Source organism: Burkholderia sp. SRS-25 (assembly GCF_004343765.1).
GTDB classification, from domain to species: Bacteria; Pseudomonadota; Gammaproteobacteria; order Burkholderiales; family Burkholderiaceae; genus Burkholderia; species Burkholderia contaminans.
The window spans coordinates 250,909-277,620 of sequence record NZ_PTXM01000003.1; the positions used below are offsets into that span (position 1 = coordinate 250,909).

The window sequence follows — 26,712 nt, forward strand, 5'->3', positions numbered from 1 at the left end:
CGGGCGCGCATGCGCCCGTTTTTTCTTTTGCCCGACTCCCTCGCCCTGCCCGCCCGATGAATACCGCCACCGATTCGCTCGTCAGACTCGCCGCACGCGTCGACGCGATCCAGCCCTTCTACGTGATGGAACTGATGAAGGAGGCACAGCGTCTCGAGTCCTCGGGGCGCGATGTTATCCACATGGGCATCGGCGAGCCGGATTTCACTGCGCCGGAGCCGGTCGTCGAAGCGGCCGCGGCCGCGCTGCGCCGTGGCGTCACCCAATATACGAGCGCGCTCGGCATCGCACCGCTGCGCGAGGCGATCGCCGCGCACTACGCACGCGCCTACGGCCTCACGATCAGCCCCGAACGGATCGTCGTGACGGCCGGCGCGTCGGCCGCGCTGCTGCTCGCGTGCCTCGCGCTCGTCGGGCGCGACGACGAGGTGCTGATGCCCGACCCGTCGTATCCGTGCAACCGGCACTTCATCGCGGCGGCCGAAGGCCGCGCGGTGCTCGTGCCGAGCGGGCCGGATGCGCGCTTCCAGCTCACCGAGGATGACGTCCGTACACGCTGGGGCGACCGCACGCGCGGCGTGCTGCTCGCGTCGCCGTCGAACCCGACCGGCACATCGCTCGAGCCGGACGAGCTGAAACGGATCGTCGAAGCCGTGCGCGCACGCGGCGGCTTCACGATCGTCGACGAGATCTACCAGGGGCTCAGCTACGACGCGGCGCCCGTGTCGGCGCTGTCGTTCGGCGACGACGTCGTCACCGTGAACAGCTTCTCCAAGTATTTCAGCATGACGGGCTGGCGGCTCGGCTGGCTGGTCGTGCCGCCCGCGCTGGTCGGCACGTTCGAGAAGCTGGCGCAGAACCTGTTCATCTGCCCGTCAGCGCTCGCGCAGCACGCGGCGCTCGCGTGCTTCGAGCCGGCCGCGCTCGATATCTACGAAGCGCGCCGGCTCGAATTCAAGCGCCGTCGCGATTTCATCGCACCGGCGCTCGAACGGCTCGGCTTCACGGTGCCCGTGATGCCGGACGGCGCGTTCTACGTATATGCGCACTGCGGCGGCGTCGCCCACCCTGCGGCCGGCGACAGCGCCGCGCTCACGACGGCGATGCTGCACGACGCGGGCGTCGTGCTGGTGCCCGGCATGGACTTCGGTGTCCATGCGCCGCGTGACTATATCCGCCTGTCCTATGCGACCGCCTACTCGCGGCTCGAGGAAGCCGTCGACCGGCTCGCGACGCTGTTCGGGCAGCACTGACACGCGGCCGGTGCGGCGGCCATTCCGCACACCCCAAAAGCAAAAAGGCACCCGATCCGGGTGCCTTTTTCATGTCCTGCCGGCTGGAGCCGTGCACAAGTTACGCACCAAGCTCCGAACGATCGACGTGCGATTGCTTCGCGGTATCGACGCTCGCGTCGTCCTGCGACGGGGCTTCCTTCGATGCCGTCGACTTCGCCGACGTTTCGAGCGTCGCATGCACGCGCTTCGCGCCGCCTGCGGCCGCCGTCACGGCGGCGGCCGTGACGATCGGCTTCGCCGGCGCCTGCGGCGCATTGACCGGTACGCTACGACCACGCGCGACGTCACGCAGGCGACCGCGCTCGGCCATCACCTTGGAGCCGTAGCCGTTGTCGTCGGGGTTCGTCGAGCCGTTGTACAGGCGCAGGCCGTTCGCGAGCGAGCCGCCGCGTGCGATGCAGTCCTTCAGCACGAGTGCGCCGACCTGGAGGTTCGCGAGCGGCTGCAGTGCGGTATCGGTGCCGCCGAAATACTCGAACTTGTCGGAATGGACCTTCGACATGACCTGCATCAGGCCCTTCGCACCGACACCGCTTTCGGCATACGGGTTGAAGCCCGACTCGATCGCCATCACGGACAGCAGCAGCAGCGGATCGAGGCCGACGTCACGGCCGGTCTGGAACGCGGCCTTGACGAGCTGGCCGAGCGGCTCCTGTGCGACGCGGTAACGGCGCGACAGGTAGGTCGCGACGAGCGCCTGTTCGCGATTCGATGCGAGCGCACGGTCGTCACGCGCATCGGCCGCCACGCGCTGGGTCGGGATCAGCTTCGCCAGCGCGACGGGCGACGGGCCGTTGCGGGCCGGATCGGTCGCATCGCCCTGCGCGGCAGCGGCTTCCGGTGCGACGTCGAGGCCGACCGCAAGCGCGTCCGTTTCGGGGCTGTTGTCTTCCTGCTGCGGCTGCGCGCCAGCGGGTGCGAAGTTCGGCAGCGGATGGCCGGTCAGCAGACGGGCCGGGCCGGCTTGCACGGCCGCGGATACGACCGGCATCAGCTTCGCGGCGAGCGTGCCGCGGACGGTTGGCAGCAGCCACAGTGCAAGCGCAACTGCGACGGCCAGACAGCCGACAACGCTGAATAGGTGGTGACTGACACGCGTCCCGCGACGCAGCATGCTGCGCACGAATTGCGCATGCTGCTCACTAGGACGCCACGATAACCAAGCGTTCATTCAGATCATCTCCCATGAACATGACTCGTGCGGCTCGCTCAGCTCGATGGCGAGACAGGTAACGCGCCGCGGAATCACGACGCCGCACGCTTTGGTTGGGGCGTGCAAGCATCGGGGAAACGGTATAAGTACCGTTCGAGGCCACGGTGTAAGAAGGCCGGCACCTTCGCACATTGGGCGAGGCGGGCATACGCGGTGGCACCCACGCAAAAAACCAGCGTCTGGTGGCGCTGGCTGAGACTACGACTAAGGCCGTCGGATACGCCGTGCAGGATTCGGCGGACGGTGACGCGCTGCGTCAAAGATCGGTGATTGGCGGCTCGAAGCCTTTTACCCTGCAGCCAATGTGAGCGGATTCTAGCAGGGTTTTATAGATCGTCAACACTATAAAACCTTGAAATTATAACAAAAAGTAATTTACCGACACTCTTCAGATCGCAAGCCCCGTGCCGTAGGGGGTTTGCGCGCGGTCGACTTTTTTCTCCGCCGGGCGGGCATGCGGCAGCGCGGGTAAAATCGTCGGTCGATTCGGGGTCGCAGCCGGCCGCTGCGCCCACCCATCGCTGCCCGCCTGGCGGGTGGCCCGGACCATCTTCATGAAATACAAAGACTTACGCGATTTCATCCAGCGCCTCGAGGCACTCGGCGAGCTGCGGCGCGTCACGCAGCCCGTGTCGCCCGTGCTCGAAATGACCGAGCTGTGCGACCGCGTGCTGCGCGCCGGCGGCCCTGCGCTGCTGTTCAACGCGCCGACCGGCTACGACTTCCCGGTGCTCGGCAACCTGTTCGGCACACCGCGCCGCGTCGCGCTCGGGATGGGCGTCGATGCGGGCGATGACGCCGCGCTCGATTCGCTGCGCGATCTCGGGCGCCTGCTGTCCGCATTGAAGGAACCCGATCCGCCGAAGAGCCTGAAGGACGCCGGCAAGCTGCTGTCGCTCGCGAAGGCCGTGTGGGACATGGCGCCGAAATCGGTGTCGTCGCCGCCGTGCCAGGAGATCGTCTGGGAAGGCGCCGACGTCGACCTGAACCGGCTGCCGATCCAGACCTGCTGGCCCGGCGACGCGGGGCCGCTCGTCACGTGGGGCTTGACGGTCACGCGCGGGCCGAACAAGTCACGGCAGAACCTCGGGATCTACCGTCAGCAGCTGATCGGCCGCAACAAGCTGATCATGCGCTGGCTCGCGCATCGCGGCGGCGCGCTCGACTTCCGCGAATTCGCGCTGCAGAACCCCGGCAAGCCGTATCCGGTCGCGGTCGTGCTCGGCGCCGATCCAGCCACGACGCTCGGCGCGGTGACGCCGGTGCCCGATTCGCTGTCCGAGTACCAGTTCGCCGGCCTGCTGCGCGGCAGCCGCACCGAGCTCGCGAAGTGCCTGACGCCCGGCGTCGACACGCTGCAGGTGCCCGCGCGCGCGGAGATCGTGCTCGAAGGCTTCATTTATCCGCAGGAAGGCGTCCCCGCCCCGGCGCCGGCCGGCGCACCGCCGCGCCCGGCCGGCAATGCGTCCGCCACGTACGAGCACGCGCTCGAAGGCCCGTACGGCGACCACACCGGCTATTACAACGAGCAGGAGTGGTTCCCGGTGTTCACCGTCGAGCGCATCACGATGCGCCGCGACGCGATCTACCACTCGACCTACACGGGCAAGCCGCCTGACGAGCCGGCAGTGCTCGGCGTCGCGCTCAACGAGGTGTTCGTGCCGCTGCTGCAGAAGCAGTTCACCGAGATCACCGACTTCTACCTGCCGCCCGAAGGCTGCAGCTACCGGATGGCCATCGTCCAGATGAAGAAGAGCTACGCGGGCCACGCGAAACGCGTGATGTTCGGCGTGTGGAGCTTCCTGCGGCAGTTCATGTATACGAAGTTCATCGTGGTCGTCGACGAGGACGTGAACATCCGAGACTGGAAGGAAGTGATCTGGGCGATCACGACGCGCGTCGACCCCGTGCGCGACACCGTGATGGTCGACAGCACGCCGATCGACTATCTCGATTTCGCGTCGCCGGTGGCCGGCCTCGGTTCGAAGATGGGGCTCGACGCGACCAACAAGTGGCCCGGCGAGACCAGCCGAGAATGGGGCCGCCCGATCGAGATGGATGCGGCCGTGAAGGCGCGCGTCGACCGGCTCTGGCAGGAGATCGGCCTCTGACGCCATGAGGCCGGCGCCTGCCGGCCCGTGGACTGCCATCGCGACACGAACCCCGAAGATGACCTTTCCGCCCGCCTCCATGCTGTCCGACGGCTTCTTTCTGTCGCTGTCGCTGTGTCTCGACATCGGCCTCGTCAATGTCGCGATGCTGTCGCTGACGCTGTCGCACGGCTTCCGGCCGGGCTTCTGGCTCGGTATCGGCTCGTGCGTCGGCGATCTCGTCTATGCGGCGCTCGCGCTTGGCGGGATGGCCGTGCTGCTGCAGTTCGAGCCGGTGCGCTGGATCGTGTGGATCGGCGGTGGCGCCGTACTGCTGTTCCTCACGTGGAAGATGGCGCGTGAAGCGCTCACGCCGGCCAGGACGGCCGGCGACGATGCCGAGGACACGCCGCAGCCGCGCGCCAGTGCGCGGCGCAGTTTCCTGCGCGGGATGCTGCTCGCGATGTCGTCGCCGAGCGCGATCCTGTGGTTCGCGGCGGTCGGCGGCGCGCTGATCGCGAAAGCCGGCGCGACCACGCCGGCCACCGCGTCGGTGTTCCTGTCGGGCTTTTTCCTCGGCGGCCTCGCGTGGACACTCTTCATGTGCACGCTCGCAAGCCACGGCCGCAAGCGCGCGGGCGCCGGGCTGATGCGCGCGTGTCACATCGCGTCGGCGCTGCTGTTCGCGTATTTCTCGTACAGCGTGATCGTCGGCGGGTACCGCGACCTGATCGTGCACGCGGTGTAATCGAAGCCGGCCTGCACGGGTTACCCACCGGGGTCGGCGGGGGCTCCAAAGAAAAAACGGCGCAGCGCCCCTCGCGGGACGTTGCGCCGTTTTGCCACGCGCGGCCAGGCCGCGCGGCACGAATCAGCGACGCCAGCCGTGATGGCCCCAGCCGCCGTAACCGTGACGCCAGTACGGGCGGCCGTAGTAACCACCATAGCCGCCGACGACCACCGCGGGCGGCGGTGCGTAGTAGGCCGGCGCCGGTGCGTAATAGACGGGAGGAGGCGGCGGCGCGTAGTACACGGGCGGCGGCGGTGCATAGACGGGATACGCGGGCGCGACCGGGATACCGATGCCGACCCCGATCGACACGTGAGCCTGCGCAGCGCTTGCGGCACCCAGGCCCAGCGCGGCGGCGGCGATGAACGGAATGAGCTTTTTCACTTCGATTCTCCTGCTGGAGCGGTATTTTGTGCGCCCCTGTCGGCAACGGCGGGCATGCACGTCGCATGGAAGCAATGTAGCGAAAACCCGCTCCTCGCGTGTCGTGCATTTGTTGCAAATTGCAATTGCACGCGTGCGAAGCCGCCGTGCGGCGTGGCTCGCCGCGCCTGCGGCGCCCCTTGCCGGTCGCGTGATTCCGTCCGAGGAGTCAGGTCGCAACATCATGGCCGGTCAGTCTTACCGGATACGGCGCGCGCAGCGGGCACGCAGTCGTAATGAACGATTACAAATTTGAGACAAGATGCCGACATTTCAAGCCGGATACGGGGGCGATATGTTTCGGGGTCGGATTCCGTGATCTGGAATCGACCGTGTGCCGGGCGGTGAAACACTTGCCGATATAGCGCCGCAGACCGTCAAGCCAGCCACGTGCCCGCGCAGAAACTGCCGTTTCGCGGCCACGCGGTCATTCCTGCGATACTGGCGGTTGCTTCGTTTTCGCTTACACCCGCCGCCATGTCCGTTCCCGACACACCCCGCCTCGGCTTCATCGGCGCCGGCCGTCTCGCGCGCTGCGTCGCGCAGCGCTTCGCGCACGCCGGCTTTCCGGTCGTCGCGATCGCGAGCCGCACGCCCGCGTCAGCCGCGGCGCTCGCCGCGCGCATCGACGGCTGCCAGGCTGTCGACACCCCGCAGCAGGTTGCCGACGCCGCCGACCTGATCTTCCTGACGGTGCCCGACGACCATCTCGCGTCGACGGCCGCGGCGCTGCACTTCGACGCATCGCGTGCCGCCCGGCAGGCCGTCGTTCACTGCAGCGGCGCGTCGGCGGTCGCCCTGCTCGATCCGGCCAAGCAGCAAGGCGCGGCCACCGGCGGCTTCCATCCGCTTTACCTGTTCGGCGGCACCGACGCCGACCTCGCCCGCATCGACGGCTGCTCGGTCACGATCGAAGCCGACGGCGCGTTGCATGCGACGCTGCTGCGACTTGCTGCCGCACTCGGCTGCCATCCGCTGTCGATTCCGGCCGGCGGCCGGATGCTTTATCACGCGGCCGCGCATTACGCGGCGAGCTTCGCGCTGTGCGGGCTGGCGGAAGCCGTCGAGCTGTGGCGCGGCCTGGGTTTCGACGAGGACGCCGCGCTGCGCGCACTGCTGCCGATGCTGGCCGGCACGATCGAGACCGCGCGCGACAAGGGGCTCGCGAACGCGCTGTCCGGCCCGGTGTCGCGCGGCGACACGGGCATCGTCGAACGCCAGTTGGCATTGCTTGAAACGCGCGGCGGCGATCACGCGACGCTCTACGCGCTGCTGACCCGCCGCGCGATCGCGCTCGCGGCGCAGCGCGCCACGCCGCCGGCGTCGCTGCCGGCGCTCGCCGACGCCGTCGAAACGTCGCTCGCGCGCACCGCCGCGCCCCCCTCCCCGCCGCGCGACGAGGCGTGATAATGTGTCGGCCGATGCGCCGCCATCCGGCGTTGGCGGCCGCACGCTACTGACTAAAAAGGATGCCAACGATGTTCGGCGAGATCGCCCGTTTTCTGCTCAATACCGTCTTCACGCTGTTCGGCGCCGCGCTGATCCTGCGCGTCTGGATGCAGGCCGTCCGCGTGCCACCGTACAACCCCGTCACGCAGGCCGTGCTGCAGGCAACCAACTGGCTCGTGCTGCCGCTGCGCCGCGTGATCGCGGGCGTGCGCGGCATCGACTGGGCCAGCGTCGTCGCCGCACTGCTCACCGCCCTCGTCTACGTCGTGCTGATGGTCGTGATGGCCGGCTTCGATCCGGCCTCGGTGATCGCGACGCTCGTCGTGGTCGCGCTACTCACCGTCGTGAAGTGGGCGCTCAATCTCGTGATCTGGATGACGATCCTGATGGCGCTGCTGTCGTGGCTCAACCCGCGCTCGCCGGCGATGCCGATCCTCTACCAGCTCACCGCGCCGTTCCTGAACCCGCTGCGCCGCATCATCCCGAACCTCGGCGGCATCGACCTGTCGCCGATCCTGCTGTTCGTGATCGTGCAGGTGCTGCTGATGATCGTCACGCGCGCCGCCGTGTCGCTGACGATGTTCGGCATCTGACGCTCACGCCGCACCCTACGCCGCCGGCCCCTGCGCCGGCGGTGCGCCAAGCGTGTCGATCACGCCGAAGCGCGCCGGCATCATCGCGTAGCACACGCGCACCTTCTCGTGCGACAGCCGGTCGAGCAAGCGCTGCGCCTCGTCCTCGGTGACGATGAATTCGATCTCGATCGCGAGCGACCCCTGCAGTTCGAAGAAGCGGTCCTCGTGCAGCACGCGATGCTGGCCGAACCCGGCCATCGCGCGAAACGCGGAACCGCCCGCGACACCCATCCGGTTCGCCTCCTCCAGCAGCCATTCCCACAGCGGCTTCCAGTGCAGCCGGTGCTTCTCGTGCACATAGAAGCGCAGGAAGATCTTGTCCATCGCACCCTCCGATGGCGGCACGCTCAGGCCGCCGCGAGCCACGCGCGCGCGGTCCACATGCCGAGCGCCGTCAGCGCGAACGATCCAGTCAAGTGTAGGGCAGCCACCGCAAACGCCCATCCGAATTCGCCCTGCACCGCATGCGTCATCACTTCAACCGAATAGGTCGAGAACGTCGTGAGGCCGCCGAGAAAGCCCGTGATCACGAACAGCCGCCACTCGGGCGGCAGCCCGACGCGGGTCGTGAACACGACGGCGGCGATGCCGATCACGTAACCGCCGATCAGGTTCGCGGCGAGCGTGCCGAGCGGCACGGCGGGAAAGAACGCATTGAGCGCGAGACTCAGGAACCAGCGCAGCAGCGCGCCGAGCCCGGCGCCGACGAAGATCGCGACGATCGAATAGAACAAGGGCGCTCCCGGTCGAAGATGCGGCTCGAGTCAGCCGCCGGCCCCCGGTTGCCCGGGGCGAGGTCCGCTCCCGGACGCCGTTGGCGCGTGCGCGGGCGGCACACGCTGAACTGTATGCGGATTCGCCGCGCACCTGCAACGGCGGCCGCCTGCGGGATGCCGGTCCGTTCGGGGGCCTTCGGGTCGTGAGCCCGCCCTCGGGCTCACGCGCGTTGCCAGGCTGCGTCGAGCGCGCGCAGCGTTGCCAGCGCGCCGCCCTTCAGGCCGATCACGTCCGCACGGCGCGCATGCGCCTCGCGTGCATTGATGCGGATCACGTCGGCGCCGAGCCGTTCGCTCAGCAGGCGCACGGTCGGGATCGCGGTGCCCGCGCCGATCTCGACCACGGCGACGCGCCCGGCCCGCGCGAGCCAGTCTTCCAGCGCCCGTTCCTGCGCGTCGTAGCGCGCCCCGAGCCAGCCGGTGTCGCCGAACATCAGGATGTTCGGCCGCGCGAGGCCACCGCAGTGCGGACAGCGCGGCATGTCGCCGACGAGGCGGCAGGTGGCTTCGTCGACGTCCGGCACGAACGCCGCCGCTTCCCACGTGTCGTCCGAACAGGGGCGCAGGCACTGCATCGCGTGGATCGAACCGTGAATCTCGACGATCCGCGCCGGATCGAAGCCGGCTTTCTGGAACTGGCCGTCGACGTTGCTCGTCAGCACGAAGCCGCCGTTCGGCATCGCGTCGATCCAGCGGCGGAGGATCGCGAAGCCCGCATGCGGCTCCGTCGCGCGGTAAAGCGCGAGTCGGTGCCCGTAGAAGCCCCACGCGAGCGGCGCGCGTGCCCGGAACGCGTGCGGCGAGGCGATCTCGTGAAATTCGAAACGCTCGTGGCGCAGCGCCGGATAGGCGCGCCAGAAGCCGTCCGTGCCGCGAAAATCAGGCAGCCCGGAGTCGACGCCGATGCCGGCGCCGGCCGTCACGAGCAAGGCGTCGGCACGCGCGAGCGCGGCGACGGCAGAAGCGACGAGATCGGCAGGCAGTTGCGCGGCGGCAGCAGCAGCGGTCGCGGCAGCGGAATCGGAAAGCGGCATGATGGGACGGAGGTGGCGTCGGTCGGTGCTCGAGTGGCGTCGCGATCATACGCCGGTTCGCGCGCAGCGCGGCATGCGCGATTCAACGGCGTGCCCCGATGCTCTCCCGGCCGCGACGGATGCAGGCAGCCGGCCGATGCCGGCGGCGGGCGGAGGCGCCACAGCCGGCCGCCTCCCCGCCTGTTCAGCGATCCGAATCGTCCTGCGCGACCGGAATGTCGTCGACCGCGAAGTACACCGGCTTGCCGAGCTGCCGCGCAAGACCGACGTCCATGTCCGCCCCGCGCGACGCACCGTCGATGCGCAGCACGGCATCGCAGCGGCGCAGCAACCGGTGCGCGGCCGGATACAGGAACGTCTCGCTGATCGCGTCGCCGACCTGTCGCGACCCGGCCGCAACGGCGAGCGGCAGCGACACCCATTCACCGATCATCGGCACGTGTCCGCGGCGATACACGGCAAGCGCCGCCTCCTCCAGGCGGTGCAGGTTCGCGGCGATGCGCGCGGGGTCGCCGTCCGTGCCGCTGCGATAGGGGCCGGCGACCAGCACGAGCAGCGGCGTCATGCCGTGCGCGCGCCGGCGGTTTCCCGCAGCGCGACGTACTGGAGCAGCATGATCGTCTTCGCATCGACGATCTCGCCGCGCTCGATTGCGTCCAGCGCCGCCTGCAGCGGCATCTCGACGACCTCGAGATCCTCGCCCTCTTCCGCGACGCCGCCGCCGTCGCCGGTGCGCAGCGACGCATCGTATTCGCCGACGAAGAAATGCAGCTTCTCCGTCACCGAGCCCGGGCTCATGAATGCTTCGAACACCTTGCGCACGCCGCGCACGCGATAGCCGGTCTCCTCCTCGGCCTCCGCGCGGATGCGGGCTTCGGGCGTCGCGTCGTCGAGCAGGCCGGCAGCGGCCTCGAGCAGCATCCCGTCGTGCCCGCCGACGAATGCCGGCATCCGGAACTGCCGCGTCAGCAGCACGTCGCCCGTCCCCGCGTTGCGCAGCAGGATGGTCGCGCCATTGCCGCGATCGTAGGTCTCGCGGCTCAGGCGCTGCCACGTTCCGTCGCGGCGCAGGAAATCGAACGTCACCTTCTTCAGCACATACCAGTCATCGGACAGCACCGTCGTATCGACGATGCGGACACGGTCCCGCGTTGCAGCCATCCCAGCCTCCGGTTCGACAAAAGACGGCGCCCATGGTAACGTGCATATTCGTGCACCTTCAAGAAAATTCGTGCAAACACGATGCTGACGACTCAACGCAAGAAAGCGATCCTCGATGCACTCGCGCGTGACGGCCAGGTGCTGGCGGTCGAACTGAGCGCGCAATTCGGCGTGTCCGAAGATACCGTCCGCCGCGACTTGCGCGAGCTTGCGGCCGAAGGCCTGCTGCAACGCGTGCATGGCGGTGCGCTGCCGGCATCGCCCGCCGTTGCGCCGTTCGCACAGCGCGAGACGCTCGAAACGGCGGAGAAGCGGCGCATCGCGCGGCGGGCCGCGGAGATGATCGCGCCCGGACAGGTGGCGATCGTCGACGGCGGCACGACCTCGGCGCTGCTCGTCAGCCAGTTGCCGGCCGACCTGCGCGCGACGATCGTCACGCACAGCCCGAGTGTCGCGGTGGCGCTCGCCGCGCATCCGTCGATCGACGTAATCCTGATCGGCGGGCGGCTCTACAAGCATTCGATCGTGGCCGTCGGCGCGGCGGCGATGGAAGGCATCGCGCGCATCCATGCGGACCTGTACTTCATGGGCGTCACGGGCGTGCATCCGGTCGCGGGGCTCAGCACCGGCGATTTCGAGGAAGCGGCGATCAAGCGCGCGCTCGCCGAACGCGCGGCCGAGACGGTCGTGCTCGCGTCGCAGTCGAAGCTGCGCGCGGCGTCGCAGTTCGTGATCGGCGAGCTCACACTGGCGCACACCGTGGTGGTCGAAAAGGAAACCGACGCCGCGCTCACGAAGCCGATCGAGGCGGCGGGGGTGACGGTCGTGCGCGCGTAGCGGCGGCGGGGCGCACCCGCGCGGGGTGCGCAGGGCGCGGGATGTGTCGGACGTCCCGGAATACGCCCGCCGACTCAGCAGCGGTCTTCCATCACACCGCCCCCGAGCCCGTGTCAGCGTGCTGACAGGCTCCGCTTGCTAACATGGGGACCGCCCAACCGCCACGTGCCGCCCGCCCGAAGCCCCCGCCCTCCGCCGCCGAAACTGGTCAGGCCGATCTGCGAGAACGCGATGAACAGCGCGAGGACGCCGGGCGGCGGGCTCAGCGGACGGATGATGCGCGACTTCGTCTACGAGCGGCGCTGGCTCGACGAGAAGGCGTTCCTCAACGGCCTCGCGCTGTCGCAGGCGCTGCCGGGCGTCAACGTGAAGAACCTCGCGATCTGGATCGGCTACCGGCTCGCCGGATGGCGCGGCGCCGTGGCCGGCTTCACCGGCATCATCGCGCCGCCCGCCGTGCTGATCGTGCTGTTCGGCATCGCGTTCTCCACCCTCACGCGCTTTCCGCTCACGCATGTCGCGCTCGCCGGCGCGGCAGCCGCGGCGATCGGGCTGTCGATCTCGATGGCGATCACGGCGGTGCGCCGATTGCCGCGCCGCGCGCTGCCGTTCGCGGTGATGGCGCTCACCTTCGTGTCGGTGGCCGTGCTGCACTGGCCGCTCGTATGGACCGTGCTGGTCGGCGGCACGCTGAGCGTCGCGCTCGAATATCGCCGCGCGGCCGCGACGCCGGCCGGGAGCGACACGCGATGACCGCGTCGCAACGCTACGCCGCGCTGCTCGGCGTGTTCGCGCCGCTGTCGATCGCGACGATCGGCGGCGGACAGGCGATCATCGCCGACATCCAGCGGCAGGTCGTCGACGTGCATCACTGGATGACCGCCACGCAATTCGTGAACGACTTCGCGATCGCGCGGATGGCGCCGGGCCCCGGCTCGCTGCTGGCGACGCTGATCGGCTGGCAGGTGGCCGGCTTCTGGGGCGCGGTGATCGCGACGCTCGCGCTGTTCGGCCCGACGGCGTTCCTGATCTACGGCGTCGCGCATCTTTGGCGGCGGCACAAGGGGGCGCGCTGGCAGATCGCGCTCGAGGCCGGCCTGCGCCCCGTCGCGGCCGGCATGATCCTCGCGTCGGTGTGGGTGCTGCTGCAGGCGCTCGACGGCGGCTGGGCCGCGCGCGCAATCGCGGTCGCGTCGACGCTGTGCGTGATGTACACGCGCATTCACGCGCTGCTGCTGATCGCGATCGGCGCGCTGTTGCTCGTCGGCGTGCACGCGCTCGGCATGTGATGCGCGGCGACGCGGCAAGCGATGGCGGTCGCGAACGACGCCGCCGATACCCGCGCGGCAATACCAGCGCGTCCGCATACCATCACCGCTTGCGCACCCCGCCCACACGACACATCGGCTAGACGCCGCGAAACACCGGCGCGCGCCGCTCCGCGAACGCGCGCAGCCCTTCGTCGAAATCGCCTCCCTCGCAAGCCTGCCGGCGCAACTCGGCAATCCGTTCGAACGCATCGGCCGGCAACGGTCGCGCGTCCTGCAGCACGCGCAATTGCTCCTTCACCGCGTACACCGCGAGCGGCGCCTTCGCGGCGATCGTGCGCGCGACGTCGAGCGCCGCATCGTCGACGCCGCCCGCGTCGGCCAGCCGGTTCACGAGCCCGTGATGCGCGGCGCGCTCGGCATCGAGCGGCTGCGCGCAGAAGAACATCTCCTTCAGCACGTGAATCGGCAGGTTGTCGTAGAAGCGCAGCAGGCCGCTCGTCGAATACGGCAGGCCGATGTTCGCGGGTGTCATCGCGAAACGCGCGTTGCGCGCCGCGACCACCAGGTCGCAGCTCATCACGAGATCGACCGCCCCGCCCCACGCCGAACCCGACACAGCCGCGATCACCGCGCCCGGATAGGTCCGCACGCGCCGCAGCGCCCGTTCGAGCGGCTTGCCGTATGCGAGCGGATCGCGATCGTCGGCCAGTTCGCGCAGGTCGTGCCCCGCGCTCCATACGTCGCCGCTGCCGTCGTTCGACAGGATCACGACGGGCGGCGGACGGTGTTCGGCCAGCGCATCGAGGCGCGCGACGAGCGCATCGAGCAACGGTGCGTCGAGCGCATGGCGTCGCGCCGGATTCGCGAACCGCACGCGCGCGATCCGTTCGCCGACCATGTCGACCGTCACGTTCGACGCGCCTACGTGCTTCATCGTGTCGCTCATTGCACCGCCTCCGCCACCGCTTCCGCCTGGAAGATCGCGCGCTCGGCCAGCAGCGCGTCGATCGCGTCGTCGCCGTAGCCGGCTTCGCGCAGCACGTCGACCGTATGCTCGCCGAGCAGCGGCGGCGCATGGCGCGTGCGCGGCGCCGGCATCTCGTCGCCCATCCCGCCGAGCGGCGTGACGACCTGGCGCAGCGTGCCGAGCGTCGGATGCGCGACCGGCTCGACCAGCCCGCAATGCGCGAGCTGCGGATCGTCGAACACTTCGTCGAGCGTGTTGATCGGCCCGGCCGGCAGCCCGGCGTCGACGAAACGCTGCGTCCATTCGCGCTTGCCGCGCGTGCGCAGCCGGCTTTCGAGCAACGCTTTCAGTTCGTCGCGGTGTGCGACGCGCGCATCGTTGGTCGCGAAGCGCGGATCGCTCGGCAACTGGGGCAGGTCCAGCAACTGGCACAACCGCAGCCACATGTCGGTCGTGATCGGCGCGAGGTTGAGCGGCCCGTCGGCCGTCTCGAACACGCCATACGGCGCGATCACCGCGTGCGCGTTGCCGGTGCGGCACGGCACGTCGCCAAGGCTCAGGTAGCGTTGCCCGTGCACGCTCAACAGCGAAACGAGGCTCTCGAGCAGCGACGTGCCGACATGCTGGCCGCGCCCGGTGCGCTCACGCTCGTAAAGCGCGGCCATCACGCCGGTCGCGACCCACATCCCCGAGCTGAGATCGCCGATCGCGGTGCCCGTGCGGGTGGGCTCGCCGTCGGGAAAACCGGTGAGGCTCATCAATCCCGCATAGCCCTGCGCGATCTGGTCGAAGCCCGGCCAGTCGCGCAATGGGCCGCGCGGGCCGAACGCGGTGACGCTGCCCATCACGAGCCGCGAATCGCGCGCACTCAGCGCGGCATAGCCGAGCCCCATCGCGTCCATCGTGCCCGCCTTGAAATTCTCGATCACGACGTCGGCCTGCGCGATCAGCCGGCGCACGACGTCGAGGCCGGCCGGCTGCCGGAAGTCCACGCAGATGCCGCGCTTGTTGCGGTTGCAGGACAGGTAGTACGTGCTCACGCCGCGATCGAACGGCCCCCATGCGCGGCTCATGTCGCCGTGCGGCCCCGACTCGACCTTGATCACGTCGGCGCCGAGATCGGCGAGCACCATCGAGCAGAACGGCCCCGACAGCGCGCGGCTCAGATCGACGACCCTGATTCCTTGTAATGCCTGCATTCCGGACTCCTGATATTGATGACGAGGTATGGCGTGTTTTCGGACAACGGCGACGTGCCGCTCATTCGGGCAGCGTCTGGTGACGTGTTTCGACCGCGAACGGCAGGATCAGGATGCCGAGCCCGAACACGGCCGCGGTCCATGCGACCGGCACGCCGAGCGATCCGTAGCCGTGTATCGCGGCGCCGAGCAGGAAGTTCACGCCCGCGCCGATGAAGCGGCCGACCGACGCGTTGAACGCGAACGCGGTGGCCCGCACGCGCGTCGGGTACTGCTCGGGCAGCCAGAGCGAGAAAATCGCGAAATTGCCGCCGAAGAAGCCGAGGAACGCGAGCGACACCATGAACGCCGCGAGCCCGTTCGGCTGGTAGAACGCCCAGCCGAACGCGAACACGATCGATGCGGCCATGCCCGCGAAATACACGCCGAGCGCGGTGCGCCGGCCGAGCCGTTCGGACAGCCAGGGCGCAACCAGACAGCCGGCGATCGTCGCACACGACAGGATTGCCGCGCCGATCGATGCAAGCCGCATCGCGCCGATGTGGTCGATGCCCGCACGTGCCGCCAGCGTGCTGACCGCGCTCGCCTCGTACACGGAACCGGCCCACAGCCCGACGATCGCGACGCCGACGAGGCTCGCGCTCGTCAGCGTGCGGCGCAGGAAGGCCGGCGCGAAGATCTCGCGCAGCGGATGGGCGCAACGCGCGTCGGCCACGTCGCCGTCGCGTGCGTCATGCCGGCGCCACTGGCCGGGCTCCTTCACGCGCATCACGGTGAACACCGCGAGCAGCGCGGGCGCGAGCCCGCACAGGAACATCGCGCGCCAGCCGTAGGTCGCGCCGATCGTGTAGTTCAGGCACGCCGCGATGAAGAAGCCGAAGTAGTAGCCCGTCTGCAGGTAGCCGGCGCCCATCTTGCGGCGGTCTTCCGGCCAGCTTTCGGCGACGTAGGTGCCCGCGAGCGCCCATTCGCCGCCGACGCCGATCCCCGCAATCAGCCGGCACGCGGCCAGCGCCCACACGTCGTGCACGAACGCGGCCGCGCCGGTGAACACCGAGTAGATCAGGATGCTCGCGGCGAGCGTGCGCACACGACCGAAGCGGTCGGCGAGCGGCCCCCAGATGAACGACAGCCCCCAGCCGATCAGGAACAGCGCGAACAGGATCGAGCCGTACATCCCGAGATTCGCGGGCGTCGCCGCAATGCCGGATGCCGGCAGCAACTCGGTCAACGCGGGAATCAGCACCAGCGCGTAGATCACCGAATCCACGCCGTCGAGCACCCAGCCCGCATACACGGCCCAGAAGCCCTTGACCTGCTCGCGCGTGAGCGGCGTGCGCCGCGGCTTCGCGCCGGCCGCCGGCGCGTCGATCGCCTTGAACATCTTCGTCTCCTTGCCGGCAGTGCCGGCGCTTGTGCCGCGTCCGGTCCGGGATGGCCGGGCGGCTGGCTCTTTTGTGAGACGAGTATAGAAACAGCATCGATCGGAGAAAAATATGATATTCATCTCGCTCGATCGGATTCGCTTATGGCTCGAATCGGGAGGGGCGGCGATGGACTTGAGACAGTTGCGCTATTTCGTGAAGGTCGTCGAATGCGGCAACGTCACGCATGCGAGCGAGGCGCTGCATGTCGCGCAGCCGGCGGTCAGCCAGCAGATGCGCAATCTCGAACAGGATCTCGGGATGCAACTGCTCGAACGCAGCGTGCGCGGCGTCGCGCCGACCGCCGCCGGCCGCACGCTGTACCAGCACGCGCTCGAGCTGCTGCGCCAGGCCGACGGCACGCGCGAGTTGCTGCGCCGCGACGCCGACACGCCGCAGGGCCGCGTGACGGTCGGGATGCCGTCGAGCACCGCGCGCGTGCTGGCCATCCCGCTCGCCCGCGCGGTGCGCGACCGCTACCCGGGCATCATGCTGGAGCTGATCGAGGCGCCGAGCGCCGATCTCGACACGCTGCTCGAACGCACGCGGCTCGATCTCGCGATCGTCGTCGACGCGGTCGGCACGCGCGGCATCGCGGTCCACCGGCTGCTGACGGAAACGCTGTACCTGATCACGTGGCCCGGGTTCCCGGTGCCGGACGATCCCGTGCCGCTCGACGCGATCGCGCGGATGCCGCTCGTGCTGCCGAGCGCGCCGAACACGATCCGCAACCGCGTCGACTGGGCGATGCGCGAGGCCGGGCTGTCATACGAGATCAGCTTCGAGGCGAGCTCGACCGGGCTGCTGTTCGCGGCCGTGATGGCGCAGCTCGGCGTGACGATCCTGCCGTGGACGGCCGCGCACGTCGAAATCGAGGAGCGCAAGCTCAAGCTGTCGACGGTCGCGCACCGGCTGTTCGCGCGCGACCTGTCGCTGTGCTGGCACGATACGGCGCTCGTCAGCAACGCGGTGCAGAAGGTGAAAGCGGAGATCGTCCGGCTGTTCGACACGCTCGGGCAGCGGCCCGAGTGGGCGGCCGGGCGCCCGAAACGGCATTGACAATGCCCTCGGGCGCCCCTTAAGGTTTCGTTCATCGTAACCATCACCGGTTCAGCTTAAGAGGTTGTCGGCCCGCTCGTGCTCGACACCTCTGCCTTCATCGAAGGCCTGCTGCTTGGCGCCGGACTGTTCACGTCCGTCGGCCCCAAGGACGCTTTCGTCATCAAGCGCTCGATCTCGAGCCCCCATCTGCTTTCCATCGCCGTCGTCTGCGCAGGCAGCGACGCGCTGCTGATCATGCTCGGCGCGCAGGGATTGTCGTCGTTGCTGTCGCGACATCCCGGCGTGGTGTCGGCCGCACTGTGGGCCGGCATCGCGTATCTCGCCGGCTATGGCCTGCTCGCGCTACGCTCGGCGATCCGGCGACGACAGCCCGGGCACGTCGACGGTCCGCGTACGGGCAGCGAACCCACGCGTGCGCGCACGGTGCTCGCGACCGCCGCCGTCTCGCTGCTGAATCCGTATGCGTGGATCGATACCGTGCTGCTGCTCGGTACCGTCATCGTGAGTCACACGCCGGCCGCGCGCGCGCCGTTTGCGATCGGCGCGATGACGGCTTCGCTCGCGTGGTTCCTCATGCTCGCCTATGGCGCGCGCGCGTGCCGCGCATGGTTCGCCCGTACGCTGGCATGGCGCGTGCTCGATTGCTTCGTCGCGGTGATGATGCTCGGCTTCGCGGTGCGTTTCGCGATCGACGCGCTTCAGGCGTCAGCGGCGCGATAACGAGCGAAACACATCGTGCGCGCCCGCATGCAGCTCGAAGCCGATGCCGGGTGCCTGCGGTACCCGCGCGTATCCGGCGTCGACACTCACGCCATCAGCCAGTCCGCTGAACGGACGGAACGCGAACGGATTGACTTCCGCGCCGCCGAGCCCAAGCGCCGCGACGACATGCAGCGAGAACAGGTGTCCGCCGTGCGGCCAGAATGCGTCGCGCCGCCAGCCGCGCGATGCAAAGTGCTCGACGATCTGCAGATAGCCCGGCAGCCCGTAGCCATGCACCGGATCGAACACCAGCACGTCGCGATCGGGGCGCAAACCGCCGTAGCGGTCGAGCAGCTTCGCTTCCGCGAGCGAGAACAGCGCTTCGCCGGCCGCGATCGGCGGTGCGTAGCGCGTGGCGAGATCCGCCTGCAGCGGCAGGTCGAGCGGATCGCAGATGTCCTCGAACCACCAGAGGTCGAACGGCGCGAGCATCGCGGCAGCGGCGTCGACGGTCGTCGCGTCGTACGTGTTCATCGCATCGACCGCGAGATGCGAACTGTCCGCCAATTGCCTTGCGGCCGCTTCGATGCGCCTGCTGTCCTGGCCGAGATCCGCGCCGCCGATCTTGATCTTCGCGTGCGTGTAGCCGAGATCGGCGATGCGGCGCATCTCGTCCGACAGCCGCGCGAGATCGTCATGCGGATAGCGGTAGCCGCCGCCCGCATAGACGCGCACGCGTGATGCCGCCGTGCGTTCAAGTCGGTCAGCGAGAAAGCGATGGAGCGGCAAGTCGGCAATCTTCGCGGCGGCATCCCAGATCGCCATGTCGAGCGTGCCGATTGCGACGCATCGTTCGCCGTGCCCACCCGGCTTTTCGCCGGCCATCATCGCGCGCCATGCGCGGAACGGGTCGAGGTTCGTGCCGGATTCGTCGGCAAGCGTATCTGCAGCGGCCAACAGGCGCGGCGCGAACCGTTCGCGAATCAGGCCGCCCTGCGCGAAACGGCCTACCGATGCGTAGCCGTAGCCCGTCACCGGGTGGCCATCGCGCACGACGTCGGTGGTGACCGCGACGACACTCGTCGTCAGGCCGCCGGACGGGATCGCCGGATCGGCATAGCGGGACACGGGAATCGATCGTTCGTGGATCGCGGTGATGCGCATGGTCGGGGTTCCGAAGGTGACGACCGAGGCGCTGCCGCACGAAATACGCGATGCGGCCGGCACGATGGGCGGACCGCTGCATCATAGGCGCTGTCGCCGCAGGCTGCAGGCGAGCGTCACCGTGGCGGACGATCGTGCCGCAGCAGTTGCGTGAGCGCGGAATTCCGATCCGGAACGCGTTCTATTGAGCCGGAATCATCCGCTTGCCCTCCCGGCTCCGGGAACCGGGAAGGGTTCGGGCGACGCAGGTATGCGTGAAAGGAATCGACCGGCCCGCTCAGGCAAAGACGAAGTACTTGCGCACCGTTTCCACCACTTCCCACGTGCCTTTCATGCCGGGTTCGATCACGAACACGTCGCCGGCCTTCAGGTGCACCGCCTCCTCGCCTTCCGGCGTGATGATGCAGTAGCCGTCGAGGAAGTGGCAGTACTCCCATTTTTCGTAGTTCACCTCGAACTTGCCCGGCGTGCAGATCCAGGTGCCCATGATCTTGCTGCCATCCTTCGAGAGATAGGCGTTCAGGTTCACGGTGTGCGGATCGCCGCCGATGCGCTTCCACTTGGTCGCATCGAGGACCGGGGTCGGGCAGGTTTTGCGCAGAACGGTGATGAAATCGGACATGTCGGCTCCAGACTGACGATCGTATGAGAGGCCTGTCACGTTAGTTCGAAAGCATCGCGGGGACTTGTATGCTTCCGACGCGGACTCGTCTATTTTCGACACGGGCTTGCGAGCAGGCAGATTGCCCCGCTTAGTCGACTCCGCGTTGCGCGGACGGCCGATGCCGGTCGATCCTGGTTGACGACCGTTCCCGGTGGCGCCACCCCACCTCCGTCGAGGGTTGCCGGCTTCGAAGCCACCACCCCAAACAAGCCCACTTGCCACATCTCGGCCAAAGCCTGTAGAATTGCGCGTTCTGCGGGCGTCGTATAATGGCCATTACCTCAGCTTCCCAAGCTGATGACGTGGGTTCGATTCCCATCGCCCGCTCCACTTTCCGGCTGCATCGCAGCCTGCGCATGAGCCGCCTCGTCGAAGGCGGCTTTTTTGTACCATGTGCCGGTTCCCCCGGCGCACTGCTGCGCAACGGGCCCTCGCCCGCAACCGAGCCTTTCTCTGTCACCGATGATGCACGACGATCCGAACGAAGCCGGCCTGCCGCCGCACGACGACGCCATTCCTGACGAAGCCGCCGAAGGCGCCGACGCAGTCAATCCGCTGCACCACCGCCGCATCCGCAGCTTCGTGACGCGCGCCGGCCGCGTATCGACCGGCCAGCGCCGCGCGATGGACGAACTCGGCCCGCGCTTCGTGGTGCCGTATGCGCCGGAGTTGCCCGACTGGAACGCGGTGTTCGGCCGCAGCGCACCGCGCATCCTCGAGATCGGCTTCGGCATGGGCGCATCGACCGCGGAAATCGCCGCGAACCGCCCTGGCGACGACTTCCTCGGCGTCGAGGTGCACGAACCGGGCGTCGGCGCGCTGCTGAAGCTGATCGGCGAGCAGGATCTGTCGAACATCCGCATCATCCAGCACGACGCGGTCGAAGTGCTCGAGCACATGCTCGCGCCGGAAAGCCTCGACGGCGTGCACATCTTCTTCCCCGATCCGTGGCACAAGGCGCGCCACCACAAGCGCCGGCTGATCCAGCCGCCGCTCGTCGCGCATCTTGCGTCGCGCCTGAAGCCCGGCGCGTACATCCACTGCGCGACCGACTGGCAGAACTACGCGGAACAGATGCTCGAAGTGCTCGGCGCGGAGCCGACGCTCGAAAACACGGCCGCCGACTACGCGCCGCGCCCCGACTACCGCCCGGTGACGAAGTTCGAACGGCGCGGGCTGCGGCTCGGCCACGGCGTGTGGGACCTGGTGTTCCGCAAGCGCGCAGGCTGAGCCCTCCCGCCGAGTCGGGCGCACGCCGCCCTGCTCCGGACAAGAAAAAGCCCGACCGGCCTACGCCGATCGGGCTTTTTCTTTTCATGCGAGGCGCGCCGGCCTTCGTGTTCGCGTCACGCCCAGTTCAGCCAGCCGCTGTACCCGACCAGCAGCACGAACAGCCCGAACGCGATCCGGTACCACGCGAACACCGTGAAGTCGTGCGTCGCGACGTAGCGCAGCAGCCAGCGCACGCACACGAACGCGCTGACGAAAGCCGCGACGAGCCCGAGCGCGAACAGGCCGAGCGAATCGACGGTGAACGCCTGCCAGTCCTTGACGGTTTCATAGAGCGTCGCGCCGAAGATGATCGGGATCGCGAGGAAAAACGAGAATTCGGTGGCCACGCGCCGGTCGAGGCCGAACAGCATCCCGCCGATGATCGTCGAGCCCGAGCGCGACATGCCGGGAATCAGCGCAAAACACTGCGCGATGCCGACCTTCAACGCATCGAGCGGCGTCAGCGCATCGACCGACACCACGCGCGGCGGCTCGCTGCGCTCGCGCTGCCGCGCCTCGGCCCACAGAATGATCGCGCCGCCCACGACGAGCGCGAACGCAACGGGGACCGGCGAGAACAGCACGGCCTTGATCTTCTTCTCGAACAGGAGGCCGAGCGCAATGGCGGGAATCGTCGCGATCACGACGTTCAGCGTGAAGCGCCGCGCGTCGGGCCGGCTCGGCAGCCCGGACACGATGGACGCGATCCGTTGCCGGTATTCCCAGCAGACCGCGAGGATCGCGCCGAACTGGATCACGACGTCGAACGTCTTCGCGTGCGAATCGTTGAAATTCAGGAAGCTGCCCGCGACGATCAGGTGACCGGTGCTCGACACCGGCAGGAATTCCGTCAGCCCCTCGACGACGCCGAGGATCAAAGCCTTGCAGATCAGGATCCAGTCCATCCGTGGCCCAACTCCGAAATGGTCGAATGAATGGGCCACTCTTCCGCGCGCGGCCCCCTCCGGCCGAGCGCGGTTCGTCGTCATTTTTCGACGATCACCACGCGTATGCCGTTTGTAAGAATCGTAATTGTACCGGGTTCGTAGTTCACCCCGGCAAATTGCAGTTGTTCGGGCTTGAACGTGTAGATCGGATAGTTGGTCAGCAACTGCGTCGCGAGCAGGCCGGCGGCCGCGCCGACCTGCTGCGCGTACATCTGCGCGTCGCCGTCGAGCGCGAGGCTGTCGACGGCCGGCGACCTCAGCACGACCGAGCGGCTCGGCGCGTCGTAAGCCAGCTGGCCCGACACGGTGAACTTGCCGCTGACGGGCGCGCGCAGGAACGGGCTCACGAAGTGCGCGTCGAGCTGCACGGCCACGCGGTTCTGGTCGGGCAGCAGGTTGACGGCCGGGTTCGCGAGCGACACGTCGACGACCTGCGCGACCGTCTTCTGGTACGGGAACTTGCGCGCGACGGCTTTCTGCACGTCACCGCGCGAAAACGTGTAGTGATCGGGGATGAACGGGAACGTCGACGCGCACGCGGCAAGCGAGAGCGTCACGCCGATGGCGCCGACGGTTGCGGCGAGAAAACGGCGCCGGCCGGGCGCGCAAGATGCGGTCATGCTGAACACTCTCCTGGTTGCGACGGCCGCGTCGCGGCCTCGAGACGCGTGAGCCACGCGAGCGCGTCGCCGCGCGACGCGCCGCACATGTCCGCGGCCGGCTGCAGCCCGGAACAGCACGCGGGCCGCTCGGGGCGGCCGAAGATCCGGCAGCGCAGATCGTCGCCGAGCTGCACGCAGCGCACACCAGCGGGCTTGCCGTCGGGCATGCCAGGAATCGGGCTGGAAATCGACGGCGCGATGCAGCACGCACCGCAGCCCTCGCGGCACGCATGCGGCGGCGGGACGGCTGACGCCGGGCAGACAGGCAATTCGACGGACACTCGGCTCTCTCGAACGAACAACAAAAAACGGTGCGGCAACCGGACGCGGTGCCGGCAGCCCCACCCCGCATTGTGCCATCGCCGGCTGCGACGTTATTACACAATGCAGCCGAATCGCGCGTTTATATACTCGAAAGCATCTAAAAAGCGCGAGATCATCATGCGTTCCGGTTCTGCCGACACATTGTTCCGTCCCGATTTGCTCGCGAAATACGGCGCGAACGGGCCGCGCTATACGTCGTATCCCACCGCGCTGCAGTTCCGCGACGATTTCGACCCGACCGACTATGTCCGCGCGGCAAGCGACCCCGGCGCATCGTCGAGCGAGCTGTCGCTGTACTTCCACATCCCGTTCTGCAACACCGCGTGCTTCTACTGCGGCTGCAACAAGATCGCGACCAACAACCACCGCCGCGCGCGCCCGTATCTCGACCAGCTCAAGCGCGAGATGGCACTGCAGGCCGCGCTGTTCGATCCCGCGCGGCCGGTCACGCAGCTGCACTGGGGCGGCGGCACGCCCACCTTCCTGTCCGACGATGAAACGGCCGAGCTGATGGCGGCCACCCGCGAGCACTTCGCGCTCGCGCCGGACGCCGAAGCCGAGTTCTCGATCGAGATCGACCCGCGTACGGTCACGCCCGCGACGCTCGTCCACCTGCGCAACATCGGCTTCAACCGGCTGAGCCTCGGCGTGCAGGATTTCGATCCGGTCGTGCAGCAGGCGATCAACCGCATCCAGCCGCTGGCGATGACGGCCGACCTGCTCTGCGCCGCGCGCGCGACGGGCTTTCATTCGGTGAGCGTCGACCTGATCTACGGGCTGCCGCACCAGACCGTCTCCGTGTTCGCGCGCACGCTGGAAACGATCATCGAACTCGCCCCCGACCGGCTGTCGGTGTTCGGCTACGCGCACATGCCGCACCTGTTCAAGATGCAGCGGCAGATCGACGACGCGGCGCTGCCGCCGCCGGAAACGCGCATCGCGCTGCTCGGCCTCGCGATCGACATGCTGACGTCGGCCGGTTACGTGTACATCGGGATGGACCACTTCGCGCGGCCGTCCGACGAACTCGTGCGGGCGCAGCGCAGCGGCACGCTGCAGCGCAATTTCCAGGGCTACAGCACGCGCGCGGATACCGATCTCGTCGGGTTCGGCGTGTCGTCGATCGGCAAGGTCGGCGACGTCTACGCGCAGAACGCGAAGGACCTGCCCGCCTACGGCGCCGCGCTCGACGCGGGCCGGCTGCCGATCGCGCGCGGCGTGCGGCTCACGCCCGACGACCGGCTGCGCCGCGACGTGATCACGCAACTGATGTGCAACCTCGACCTGCCGTTCTCGCACGTCGAGGCCGCGCACGGCATCCGCTTCGCCGATCATTTCGCGCGCGAACTCGACGCGCTGCGCCCGTTCGAGCGCGACGGGCTGCTGACGATCGCGGCCGACCGCCTGACGATCCATCCGGCCGGCCGGATGGTCGTGCGCAACATCGCGATGGCATTCGACGCGTATCTCGGCCAGACGCCGCAGCAGCGCTACTCGCGCACGGTCTGAGCCCGACGTGCCCGGCCGGCCGCACGCGGGCGGCCGGTTTGATACAGTGTGGGGCTTACGCTCCGCCAGAATCCGCACGATGCGCACCACCAAAGCGACCCACGCGGTCGAACGCCTGAAGACCCGCTCCGGCAACCCGCAATTCGCGGCCGTCGCGATGGCGGGCGGCCTGTTCTATCTCGTCGACCGCTCCGGCGGCACCGCCGAAAAGCGCTGCGAGCCGCTGCCGCTCGACGAGTTCGTCAAGTTCGTCGACGAATTCGGCCCCAAAAAGCCGCGCAAGGCGAGCAAGCTCGACCTCGCGTTCGAGGCGCAGATCAAGAAGAGCAAGGGGTAAAGGTCTGTTGCAGGCCGCCTGAAGGCTTCGCGGCCGCCCCGTTTGGTACAATCACGAAGTTTCTCTATCCCCGCTGATGGCCGACCAGGCTGCGTGACCACACCATGAATATCGAAAACGCGCGTTTCAACATGATCGAACAACAGATCCGGCCGTGGGACGTGCTGGATCTCGACGTCCTGGGCCTGCTGTCGATCGTCAAGCGTGAAAACTACGTTCAGGCCGAATACCGCGATCTCGCATTCGCCGACCTCGAACTGCCGCTGCCAGGTGGCGGCAAGATGCTGTTCCCGCGCGTCGAAGCGCGCGTGCTGCAGGAGCTGACGGTCAAGAAGCACGAGAACGTGCTCGTGATCGGCGCCGGCTCGGGCTACCTGGCCGCGCTGTTCGCGCACCGGGCGCAGCACGTGACGGCCGTCGAGATCGACCCGACCAACGCGAAGTTCGCGGAAGACAACCTGCGCAACGACGGCGTGACCAACGCGGAAGTCGTGCTCGGCGACGGTTCGCGCGGCTGGGCCGGCAAGGCGCCGTATGACGTGATCTGCGTCGCGGGCGGCCTGCCCGTCGTGCCGCAGGAAATGCTCGAACAGCTGAAGGTCGGTGGCCGCCTCGCGGCATTCGTCGGCGGCCGTCCGGTGATGAAGGCGCAGATCATCACGCGCATCGACGACAAGCAGTACCGCGTCGCCGACGTGTTCGAAACGTACATCGACCACCTCGTCAACGCGATCGAGCCGTCGCGCTTCAAGTTCTGAGCCGCGGAGCCCCCATGCAGATCCTGACGGCCGCGATGCTCGCGGAATGGCTCGGCGACAAGGCGCGCCCCGCGCCGGTCGTGCTCGACGTGCGCGAACCGTGGGAAATCGCGACCGCGCACATCGCCGGCAGCGTGTCGATCCCGATGCAGCAGATTCCCGCGCGCAGCGAGGAGCTCGACGACGAAGCGGAAATCGTCTGCGTGTGCCATCACGGGATGCGCAGCGCGCAGGTCGCGATGTTCCTCGAATCGCGCGGCTTCACGAAGCTGTACAACCTGCAAGGCGGGATCGACGCGTGGTCGCGCGACGTCGATCCGTCCGTGCCGCGTTACTGATCCTGCCCGCGGCGCATCACGCGCCGCCTCGCCGACCGGCGCCCTGCCGCCGGCCGCACTGATTCCCCGAACGGGCACGCATCGCGTGCCCGTTTCTCTTTTCCGCGCCGGTTCATCACTTCGACGGCACTGCGCTGCGCCCGCCCTCCCCGCGTGATGTGAAGTCGTGGTGCACGACGGTTCCCCGATCGCGTTCCGGTCCAGGCACCGGAACGGGGAACCCCGACCGTGCACCATTTGCGCCCGTGAACCTGCACCGCGACGGACCGCGCATGCTGCACGACGCGTCATCCGCACCGTCACGACGCCCCGCACCACCCCGCGCAGGCACGCCGGACGTGCATTCGCACGACTGGCACATGCCTTGCGTTACTCGTTGGCCGACGCCTTCGAGGCGCACGCATATCCA

30 protein-coding genes and 1 tRNA gene are annotated in these 26,712 nt (G+C 68.3%); 16 read left to right on the forward strand and 15 right to left on the reverse strand.

Annotated elements, in window-relative coordinates:
- The first annotated feature begins 56 nt into the window (after positions 1 to 56).
- Positions 57 to 1,253 carry a pyridoxal phosphate-dependent aminotransferase gene (locus C5O79_RS03760; protein ID WP_122473656.1) on the forward strand — a complete coding sequence of 399 codons (1,197 nt, stop codon included), beginning with the start codon at positions 57 to 59 and terminating at the stop codon, positions 1,251 to 1,253.
- Between the two features lie 100 nt (positions 1,254 to 1,353).
- On the opposite strand, the gene C5O79_RS03765 is transcribed toward C5O79_RS03760, so the two are convergent.
- Entirely contained in the window at positions 1,354 to 2,466 is a 1,113-nt protein-coding gene (locus C5O79_RS03765) for a lytic transglycosylase domain-containing protein (RefSeq protein ID WP_047850581.1), read from the reverse strand.
- A gap of 596 nt (positions 2,467 to 3,062) precedes the next feature.
- Here C5O79_RS03765 and C5O79_RS03775 point away from each other — a divergent pair.
- Both C5O79_RS03775 and C5O79_RS03780 read left to right on the forward strand, forming a co-directional pair.
- The gene (locus tag C5O79_RS03775) at positions 3,063 to 4,619 is read left to right on the forward strand and encodes a UbiD family decarboxylase (RefSeq protein ID WP_046545117.1); all 1,557 of its coding nucleotides are present in this window, start codon (positions 3,063 to 3,065) and stop codon (positions 4,617 to 4,619) included.
- 58 nt (positions 4,620 to 4,677) lie between these two features.
- The gene (locus C5O79_RS03780) at positions 4,678 to 5,346 is read left to right on the forward strand and encodes a LysE family transporter (protein ID WP_122473655.1); all 669 of its coding nucleotides are present in this window, start codon (positions 4,678 to 4,680) and stop codon (positions 5,344 to 5,346) included.
- Between the two features lie 123 nt (positions 5,347 to 5,469).
- Here C5O79_RS03780 and C5O79_RS03785 read toward each other — a convergent pair whose 3' ends face one another.
- Positions 5,470 to 5,772, reverse strand: coding sequence for a hypothetical protein (locus C5O79_RS03785; protein ID WP_021157078.1), 303 nt, complete (start codon positions 5,770 to 5,772; stop codon positions 5,470 to 5,472).
- 516 nt (positions 5,773 to 6,288) lie between these two features.
- Here C5O79_RS03785 and C5O79_RS03790 point away from each other — a divergent pair.
- Together C5O79_RS03790 and C5O79_RS03795 are read left to right on the forward strand one after the other, a co-directional pair.
- Positions 6,289 to 7,218 (forward strand): DUF2520 domain-containing protein, encoded by a 930-nt coding sequence (locus C5O79_RS03790; protein WP_122473654.1) that lies wholly within the window; start codon positions 6,289 to 6,291, stop codon positions 7,216 to 7,218.
- 71 nt (positions 7,219 to 7,289) lie between these two features.
- Entirely contained in the window at positions 7,290 to 7,853 is a 564-nt protein-coding gene (locus C5O79_RS03795; protein WP_039371016.1) for a YggT family protein, read from the forward strand.
- 15 nt (positions 7,854 to 7,868) lie between these two features.
- Here C5O79_RS03795 and C5O79_RS03800 read toward each other — a convergent pair whose 3' ends face one another.
- The 5 genes from C5O79_RS03800 to C5O79_RS03820 form a co-directional block, all read right to left on the reverse strand.
- The gene (locus C5O79_RS03800; RefSeq protein ID WP_046546300.1) at positions 7,869 to 8,219 is read right to left on the reverse strand and encodes a DUF190 domain-containing protein; all 351 of its coding nucleotides are present in this window, start codon (positions 8,217 to 8,219) and stop codon (positions 7,869 to 7,871) included.
- Positions 8,220 to 8,242: 23 nt separating this feature from the next.
- Entirely contained in the window at positions 8,243 to 8,629 is a 387-nt protein-coding gene (gene crcB / locus C5O79_RS03805; protein WP_046545114.1) for a fluoride efflux transporter CrcB, read from the reverse strand.
- A 203-nt stretch (positions 8,630 to 8,832) separates the two neighbouring features.
- Positions 8,833 to 9,705: a Sir2 family NAD-dependent protein deacetylase gene (locus tag C5O79_RS03810; RefSeq protein WP_047850585.1), complete on the reverse strand. Its 873-nt coding sequence runs from the start codon at positions 9,703 to 9,705 to the stop codon at positions 8,833 to 8,835.
- 184 nt (positions 9,706 to 9,889) lie between these two features.
- Entirely contained in the window at positions 9,890 to 10,270 is a 381-nt protein-coding gene (locus C5O79_RS03815; protein ID WP_046545112.1) for an NUDIX hydrolase, read from the reverse strand.
- Complete coding sequence (locus C5O79_RS03820) at positions 10,267 to 10,866, reverse strand: NUDIX domain-containing protein (protein WP_046545111.1); 600 nt, start codon at positions 10,864 to 10,866, stop codon at positions 10,267 to 10,269. Before C5O79_RS03820 ends, C5O79_RS03815 begins: the two co-directional genes overlap by 4 nt.
- Positions 10,867 to 10,947: 81 nt before the next feature.
- Between C5O79_RS03820 and C5O79_RS03825 the strand changes: the two genes are divergently transcribed.
- The 3 genes from C5O79_RS03825 to C5O79_RS03835 all read left to right on the forward strand — a co-directional run bounded on the left by C5O79_RS03825 (position 10,948) and on the right by C5O79_RS03835 (position 12,992).
- Positions 10,948 to 11,703, forward strand: coding sequence for a DeoR/GlpR family DNA-binding transcription regulator (locus tag C5O79_RS03825; RefSeq protein WP_021157071.1), 756 nt, complete (start codon positions 10,948 to 10,950; stop codon positions 11,701 to 11,703).
- Between the two features lie 231 nt (positions 11,704 to 11,934).
- Positions 11,935 to 12,456, forward strand: coding sequence for a chromate transporter (locus C5O79_RS03830; RefSeq protein WP_240687898.1), 522 nt, complete (start codon positions 11,935 to 11,937; stop codon positions 12,454 to 12,456).
- Entirely contained in the window at positions 12,453 to 12,992 is a 540-nt protein-coding gene (locus C5O79_RS03835; RefSeq protein WP_047850587.1) for a chromate transporter, read from the forward strand. The genes C5O79_RS03830 and C5O79_RS03835 overlap by 4 nt, the downstream gene beginning before the upstream one ends.
- A gap of 118 nt (positions 12,993 to 13,110) precedes the next feature.
- Here C5O79_RS03835 and scpB read toward each other — a convergent pair whose 3' ends face one another.
- The 3 genes from scpB to C5O79_RS03850 all read right to left on the reverse strand — a co-directional run bounded on the left by scpB (position 13,111) and on the right by C5O79_RS03850 (position 16,524).
- Entirely contained in the window at positions 13,111 to 13,920 is an 810-nt protein-coding gene (scpB, locus tag C5O79_RS03840) for a methylmalonyl-CoA decarboxylase (RefSeq protein ID WP_047850588.1), read from the reverse strand.
- Positions 13,917 to 15,140, reverse strand: coding sequence for a CaiB/BaiF CoA-transferase family protein (locus C5O79_RS03845; RefSeq protein WP_122473652.1), 1,224 nt, complete (start codon positions 15,138 to 15,140; stop codon positions 13,917 to 13,919). Before C5O79_RS03845 ends, scpB begins: the two co-directional genes overlap by 4 nt.
- A gap of 61 nt (positions 15,141 to 15,201) precedes the next feature.
- The gene (locus C5O79_RS03850) at positions 15,202 to 16,524 is read right to left on the reverse strand and encodes an MFS transporter (protein WP_122473651.1); all 1,323 of its coding nucleotides are present in this window, start codon (positions 16,522 to 16,524) and stop codon (positions 15,202 to 15,204) included.
- 169 nt (positions 16,525 to 16,693) lie between these two features.
- Between C5O79_RS03850 and C5O79_RS03855 the strand changes: the two genes are divergently transcribed.
- Together C5O79_RS03855 and C5O79_RS03860 are read left to right on the forward strand one after the other, a co-directional pair.
- Positions 16,694 to 17,623, forward strand: coding sequence for a LysR substrate-binding domain-containing protein (locus C5O79_RS03855; protein WP_046546299.1), 930 nt, complete (start codon positions 16,694 to 16,696; stop codon positions 17,621 to 17,623).
- 78 nt (positions 17,624 to 17,701) lie between these two features.
- Positions 17,702 to 18,346, forward strand: a complete 645-nt coding sequence (locus C5O79_RS03860) for a LysE family transporter (RefSeq protein ID WP_046545104.1) — start codon at positions 17,702 to 17,704, stop codon at positions 18,344 to 18,346.
- Here C5O79_RS03860 and C5O79_RS03865 read toward each other — a convergent pair.
- Positions 18,332 to 19,492 (reverse strand): mandelate racemase/muconate lactonizing enzyme family protein, encoded by a 1,161-nt coding sequence (locus tag C5O79_RS03865; RefSeq protein WP_122473650.1) that lies wholly within the window; start codon positions 19,490 to 19,492, stop codon positions 18,332 to 18,334. The genes C5O79_RS03860 and C5O79_RS03865 overlap by 15 nt on opposite strands.
- Positions 19,493 to 19,769: 277 nt before the next feature.
- Positions 19,770 to 20,114, reverse strand: a complete 345-nt coding sequence (locus C5O79_RS03870) for a cupin domain-containing protein (protein ID WP_014897840.1) — start codon at positions 20,112 to 20,114, stop codon at positions 19,770 to 19,772.
- Positions 20,115 to 20,411: 297 nt separating this feature from the next.
- Between C5O79_RS03870 and C5O79_RS03875 the strand changes: the two genes are divergently transcribed.
- Both C5O79_RS03875 and trmB read left to right on the forward strand, forming a co-directional pair.
- Positions 20,412 to 20,486: transfer RNA gene (locus C5O79_RS03875), tRNA-Gly, on the forward strand.
- Between the two features lie 132 nt (positions 20,487 to 20,618).
- The gene (gene trmB, locus C5O79_RS03880; protein WP_039367728.1) at positions 20,619 to 21,386 is read left to right on the forward strand and encodes a tRNA (guanosine(46)-N7)-methyltransferase TrmB; all 768 of its coding nucleotides are present in this window, start codon (positions 20,619 to 20,621) and stop codon (positions 21,384 to 21,386) included.
- Positions 21,387 to 21,502: 116 nt separating this feature from the next.
- Here trmB and C5O79_RS03885 read toward each other — a convergent pair whose 3' ends face one another.
- The 3 genes from C5O79_RS03885 to C5O79_RS03895 all read right to left on the reverse strand — a co-directional run bounded on the left by C5O79_RS03885 (position 21,503) and on the right by C5O79_RS03895 (position 23,306).
- Positions 21,503 to 22,333: an undecaprenyl-diphosphate phosphatase gene (locus tag C5O79_RS03885; RefSeq protein ID WP_046545097.1), complete on the reverse strand. Its 831-nt coding sequence runs from the start codon at positions 22,331 to 22,333 to the stop codon at positions 21,503 to 21,505.
- A gap of 80 nt (positions 22,334 to 22,413) precedes the next feature.
- Positions 22,414 to 22,995: a DUF1439 domain-containing protein gene (locus C5O79_RS03890; RefSeq protein ID WP_122473649.1), complete on the reverse strand. Its 582-nt coding sequence runs from the start codon at positions 22,993 to 22,995 to the stop codon at positions 22,414 to 22,416.
- Complete coding sequence (locus C5O79_RS03895) at positions 22,992 to 23,306, reverse strand: YkgJ family cysteine cluster protein (RefSeq protein WP_122474510.1); 315 nt, start codon at positions 23,304 to 23,306, stop codon at positions 22,992 to 22,994. The genes C5O79_RS03890 and C5O79_RS03895 overlap by 4 nt, the downstream gene beginning before the upstream one ends.
- A 172-nt stretch (positions 23,307 to 23,478) precedes the next feature.
- On the opposite strand from C5O79_RS03895, the gene hemN reads away from it, so the two are divergent.
- The 4 genes from hemN (at position 23,479) to C5O79_RS03915 (ending at position 26,303) form a co-directional block, all read left to right on the forward strand.
- Positions 23,479 to 24,870 (forward strand): oxygen-independent coproporphyrinogen III oxidase, encoded by a 1,392-nt coding sequence (gene hemN, locus C5O79_RS03900; protein WP_122473648.1) that lies wholly within the window; start codon positions 23,479 to 23,481, stop codon positions 24,868 to 24,870.
- Between the two features lie 79 nt (positions 24,871 to 24,949).
- Positions 24,950 to 25,207 (forward strand): hypothetical protein, encoded by a 258-nt coding sequence (locus tag C5O79_RS03905; protein ID WP_006488573.1) that lies wholly within the window; start codon positions 24,950 to 24,952, stop codon positions 25,205 to 25,207.
- Between the two features lie 104 nt (positions 25,208 to 25,311).
- Positions 25,312 to 25,965, forward strand: a complete 654-nt coding sequence (locus C5O79_RS03910) for a protein-L-isoaspartate O-methyltransferase (protein ID WP_039367744.1) — start codon at positions 25,312 to 25,314, stop codon at positions 25,963 to 25,965.
- 14 nt (positions 25,966 to 25,979) lie between these two features.
- Entirely contained in the window at positions 25,980 to 26,303 is a 324-nt protein-coding gene (locus C5O79_RS03915; protein WP_011351193.1) for a rhodanese-like domain-containing protein, read from the forward strand.
- Positions 26,304 to 26,712 lie beyond the last annotated feature (409 nt).

Bases quoted from the DNA above. Each gene is read 5' to 3' on its own strand.
- C5O79_RS03760 (WP_122473656.1), top strand. From the start codon at position 57: ATGAATACCGCCACCGATTCGCTCGTCAGACTCGCCGCACGCGTCGAC.
- C5O79_RS03765 (WP_047850581.1), bottom strand. From the start codon at position 2,466: ATGAACGCTTGGTTATCGTGGCGTCCTAGTGAGCAGCATGCGCAATTC.
- C5O79_RS03775 (WP_046545117.1), top strand. From the start codon at position 3,063: ATGAAATACAAAGACTTACGCGATTTCATCCAGCGCCTCGAGGCACTC.
- C5O79_RS03780 (WP_122473655.1), top strand. From the start codon at position 4,678: ATGACCTTTCCGCCCGCCTCCATGCTGTCCGACGGCTTCTTTCTGTCG.
- C5O79_RS03790 (WP_122473654.1), top strand. From the start codon at position 6,289: ATGTCCGTTCCCGACACACCCCGCCTCGGCTTCATCGGCGCCGGCCGT.
- C5O79_RS03795 (WP_039371016.1), top strand. From the start codon at position 7,290: ATGTTCGGCGAGATCGCCCGTTTTCTGCTCAATACCGTCTTCACGCTG.
- C5O79_RS03800 (WP_046546300.1), bottom strand. From the start codon at position 8,219: ATGGACAAGATCTTCCTGCGCTTCTATGTGCACGAGAAGCACCGGCTG.
- C5O79_RS03810 (WP_047850585.1), bottom strand. From the start codon at position 9,705: ATGCCGCTTTCCGATTCCGCTGCCGCGACCGCTGCTGCTGCCGCCGCG.
- C5O79_RS03815 (WP_046545112.1), bottom strand. From the start codon at position 10,270: ATGACGCCGCTGCTCGTGCTGGTCGCCGGCCCCTATCGCAGCGGCACG.
- C5O79_RS03820 (WP_046545111.1), bottom strand. From the start codon at position 10,866: ATGGCTGCAACGCGGGACCGTGTCCGCATCGTCGATACGACGGTGCTG.
- C5O79_RS03825 (WP_021157071.1), top strand. From the start codon at position 10,948: ATGCTGACGACTCAACGCAAGAAAGCGATCCTCGATGCACTCGCGCGT.
- C5O79_RS03830 (WP_240687898.1), top strand. From the start codon at position 11,935: ATGAACAGCGCGAGGACGCCGGGCGGCGGGCTCAGCGGACGGATGATG.
- C5O79_RS03835 (WP_047850587.1), top strand. From the start codon at position 12,453: ATGACCGCGTCGCAACGCTACGCCGCGCTGCTCGGCGTGTTCGCGCCG.
- scpB (WP_047850588.1), bottom strand. From the start codon at position 13,920: ATGAGCGACACGATGAAGCACGTAGGCGCGTCGAACGTGACGGTCGAC.
- C5O79_RS03845 (WP_122473652.1), bottom strand. From the start codon at position 15,140: ATGCAGGCATTACAAGGAATCAGGGTCGTCGATCTGAGCCGCGCGCTG.
- C5O79_RS03850 (WP_122473651.1), bottom strand. From the start codon at position 16,524: ATGTTCAAGGCGATCGACGCGCCGGCGGCCGGCGCGAAGCCGCGGCGC.
- C5O79_RS03855 (WP_046546299.1), top strand. From the start codon at position 16,694: ATGGACTTGAGACAGTTGCGCTATTTCGTGAAGGTCGTCGAATGCGGC.
- C5O79_RS03865 (WP_122473650.1), bottom strand. From the start codon at position 19,492: ATGCGCATCACCGCGATCCACGAACGATCGATTCCCGTGTCCCGCTAT.
- C5O79_RS03870 (WP_014897840.1), bottom strand. From the start codon at position 20,114: ATGTCCGATTTCATCACCGTTCTGCGCAAAACCTGCCCGACCCCGGTC.
- trmB (WP_039367728.1), top strand. From the start codon at position 20,619: ATGATGCACGACGATCCGAACGAAGCCGGCCTGCCGCCGCACGACGAC.
- C5O79_RS03885 (WP_046545097.1), bottom strand. From the start codon at position 22,333: ATGGACTGGATCCTGATCTGCAAGGCTTTGATCCTCGGCGTCGTCGAG.
- C5O79_RS03890 (WP_122473649.1), bottom strand. From the start codon at position 22,995: ATGACCGCATCTTGCGCGCCCGGCCGGCGCCGTTTTCTCGCCGCAACC.
- hemN (WP_122473648.1), top strand. From the start codon at position 23,479: ATGCGTTCCGGTTCTGCCGACACATTGTTCCGTCCCGATTTGCTCGCG.
- C5O79_RS03905 (WP_006488573.1), top strand. From the start codon at position 24,950: ATGCGCACCACCAAAGCGACCCACGCGGTCGAACGCCTGAAGACCCGC.
- C5O79_RS03910 (WP_039367744.1), top strand. From the start codon at position 25,312: ATGAATATCGAAAACGCGCGTTTCAACATGATCGAACAACAGATCCGG.
- C5O79_RS03915 (WP_011351193.1), top strand. From the start codon at position 25,980: ATGCAGATCCTGACGGCCGCGATGCTCGCGGAATGGCTCGGCGACAAG.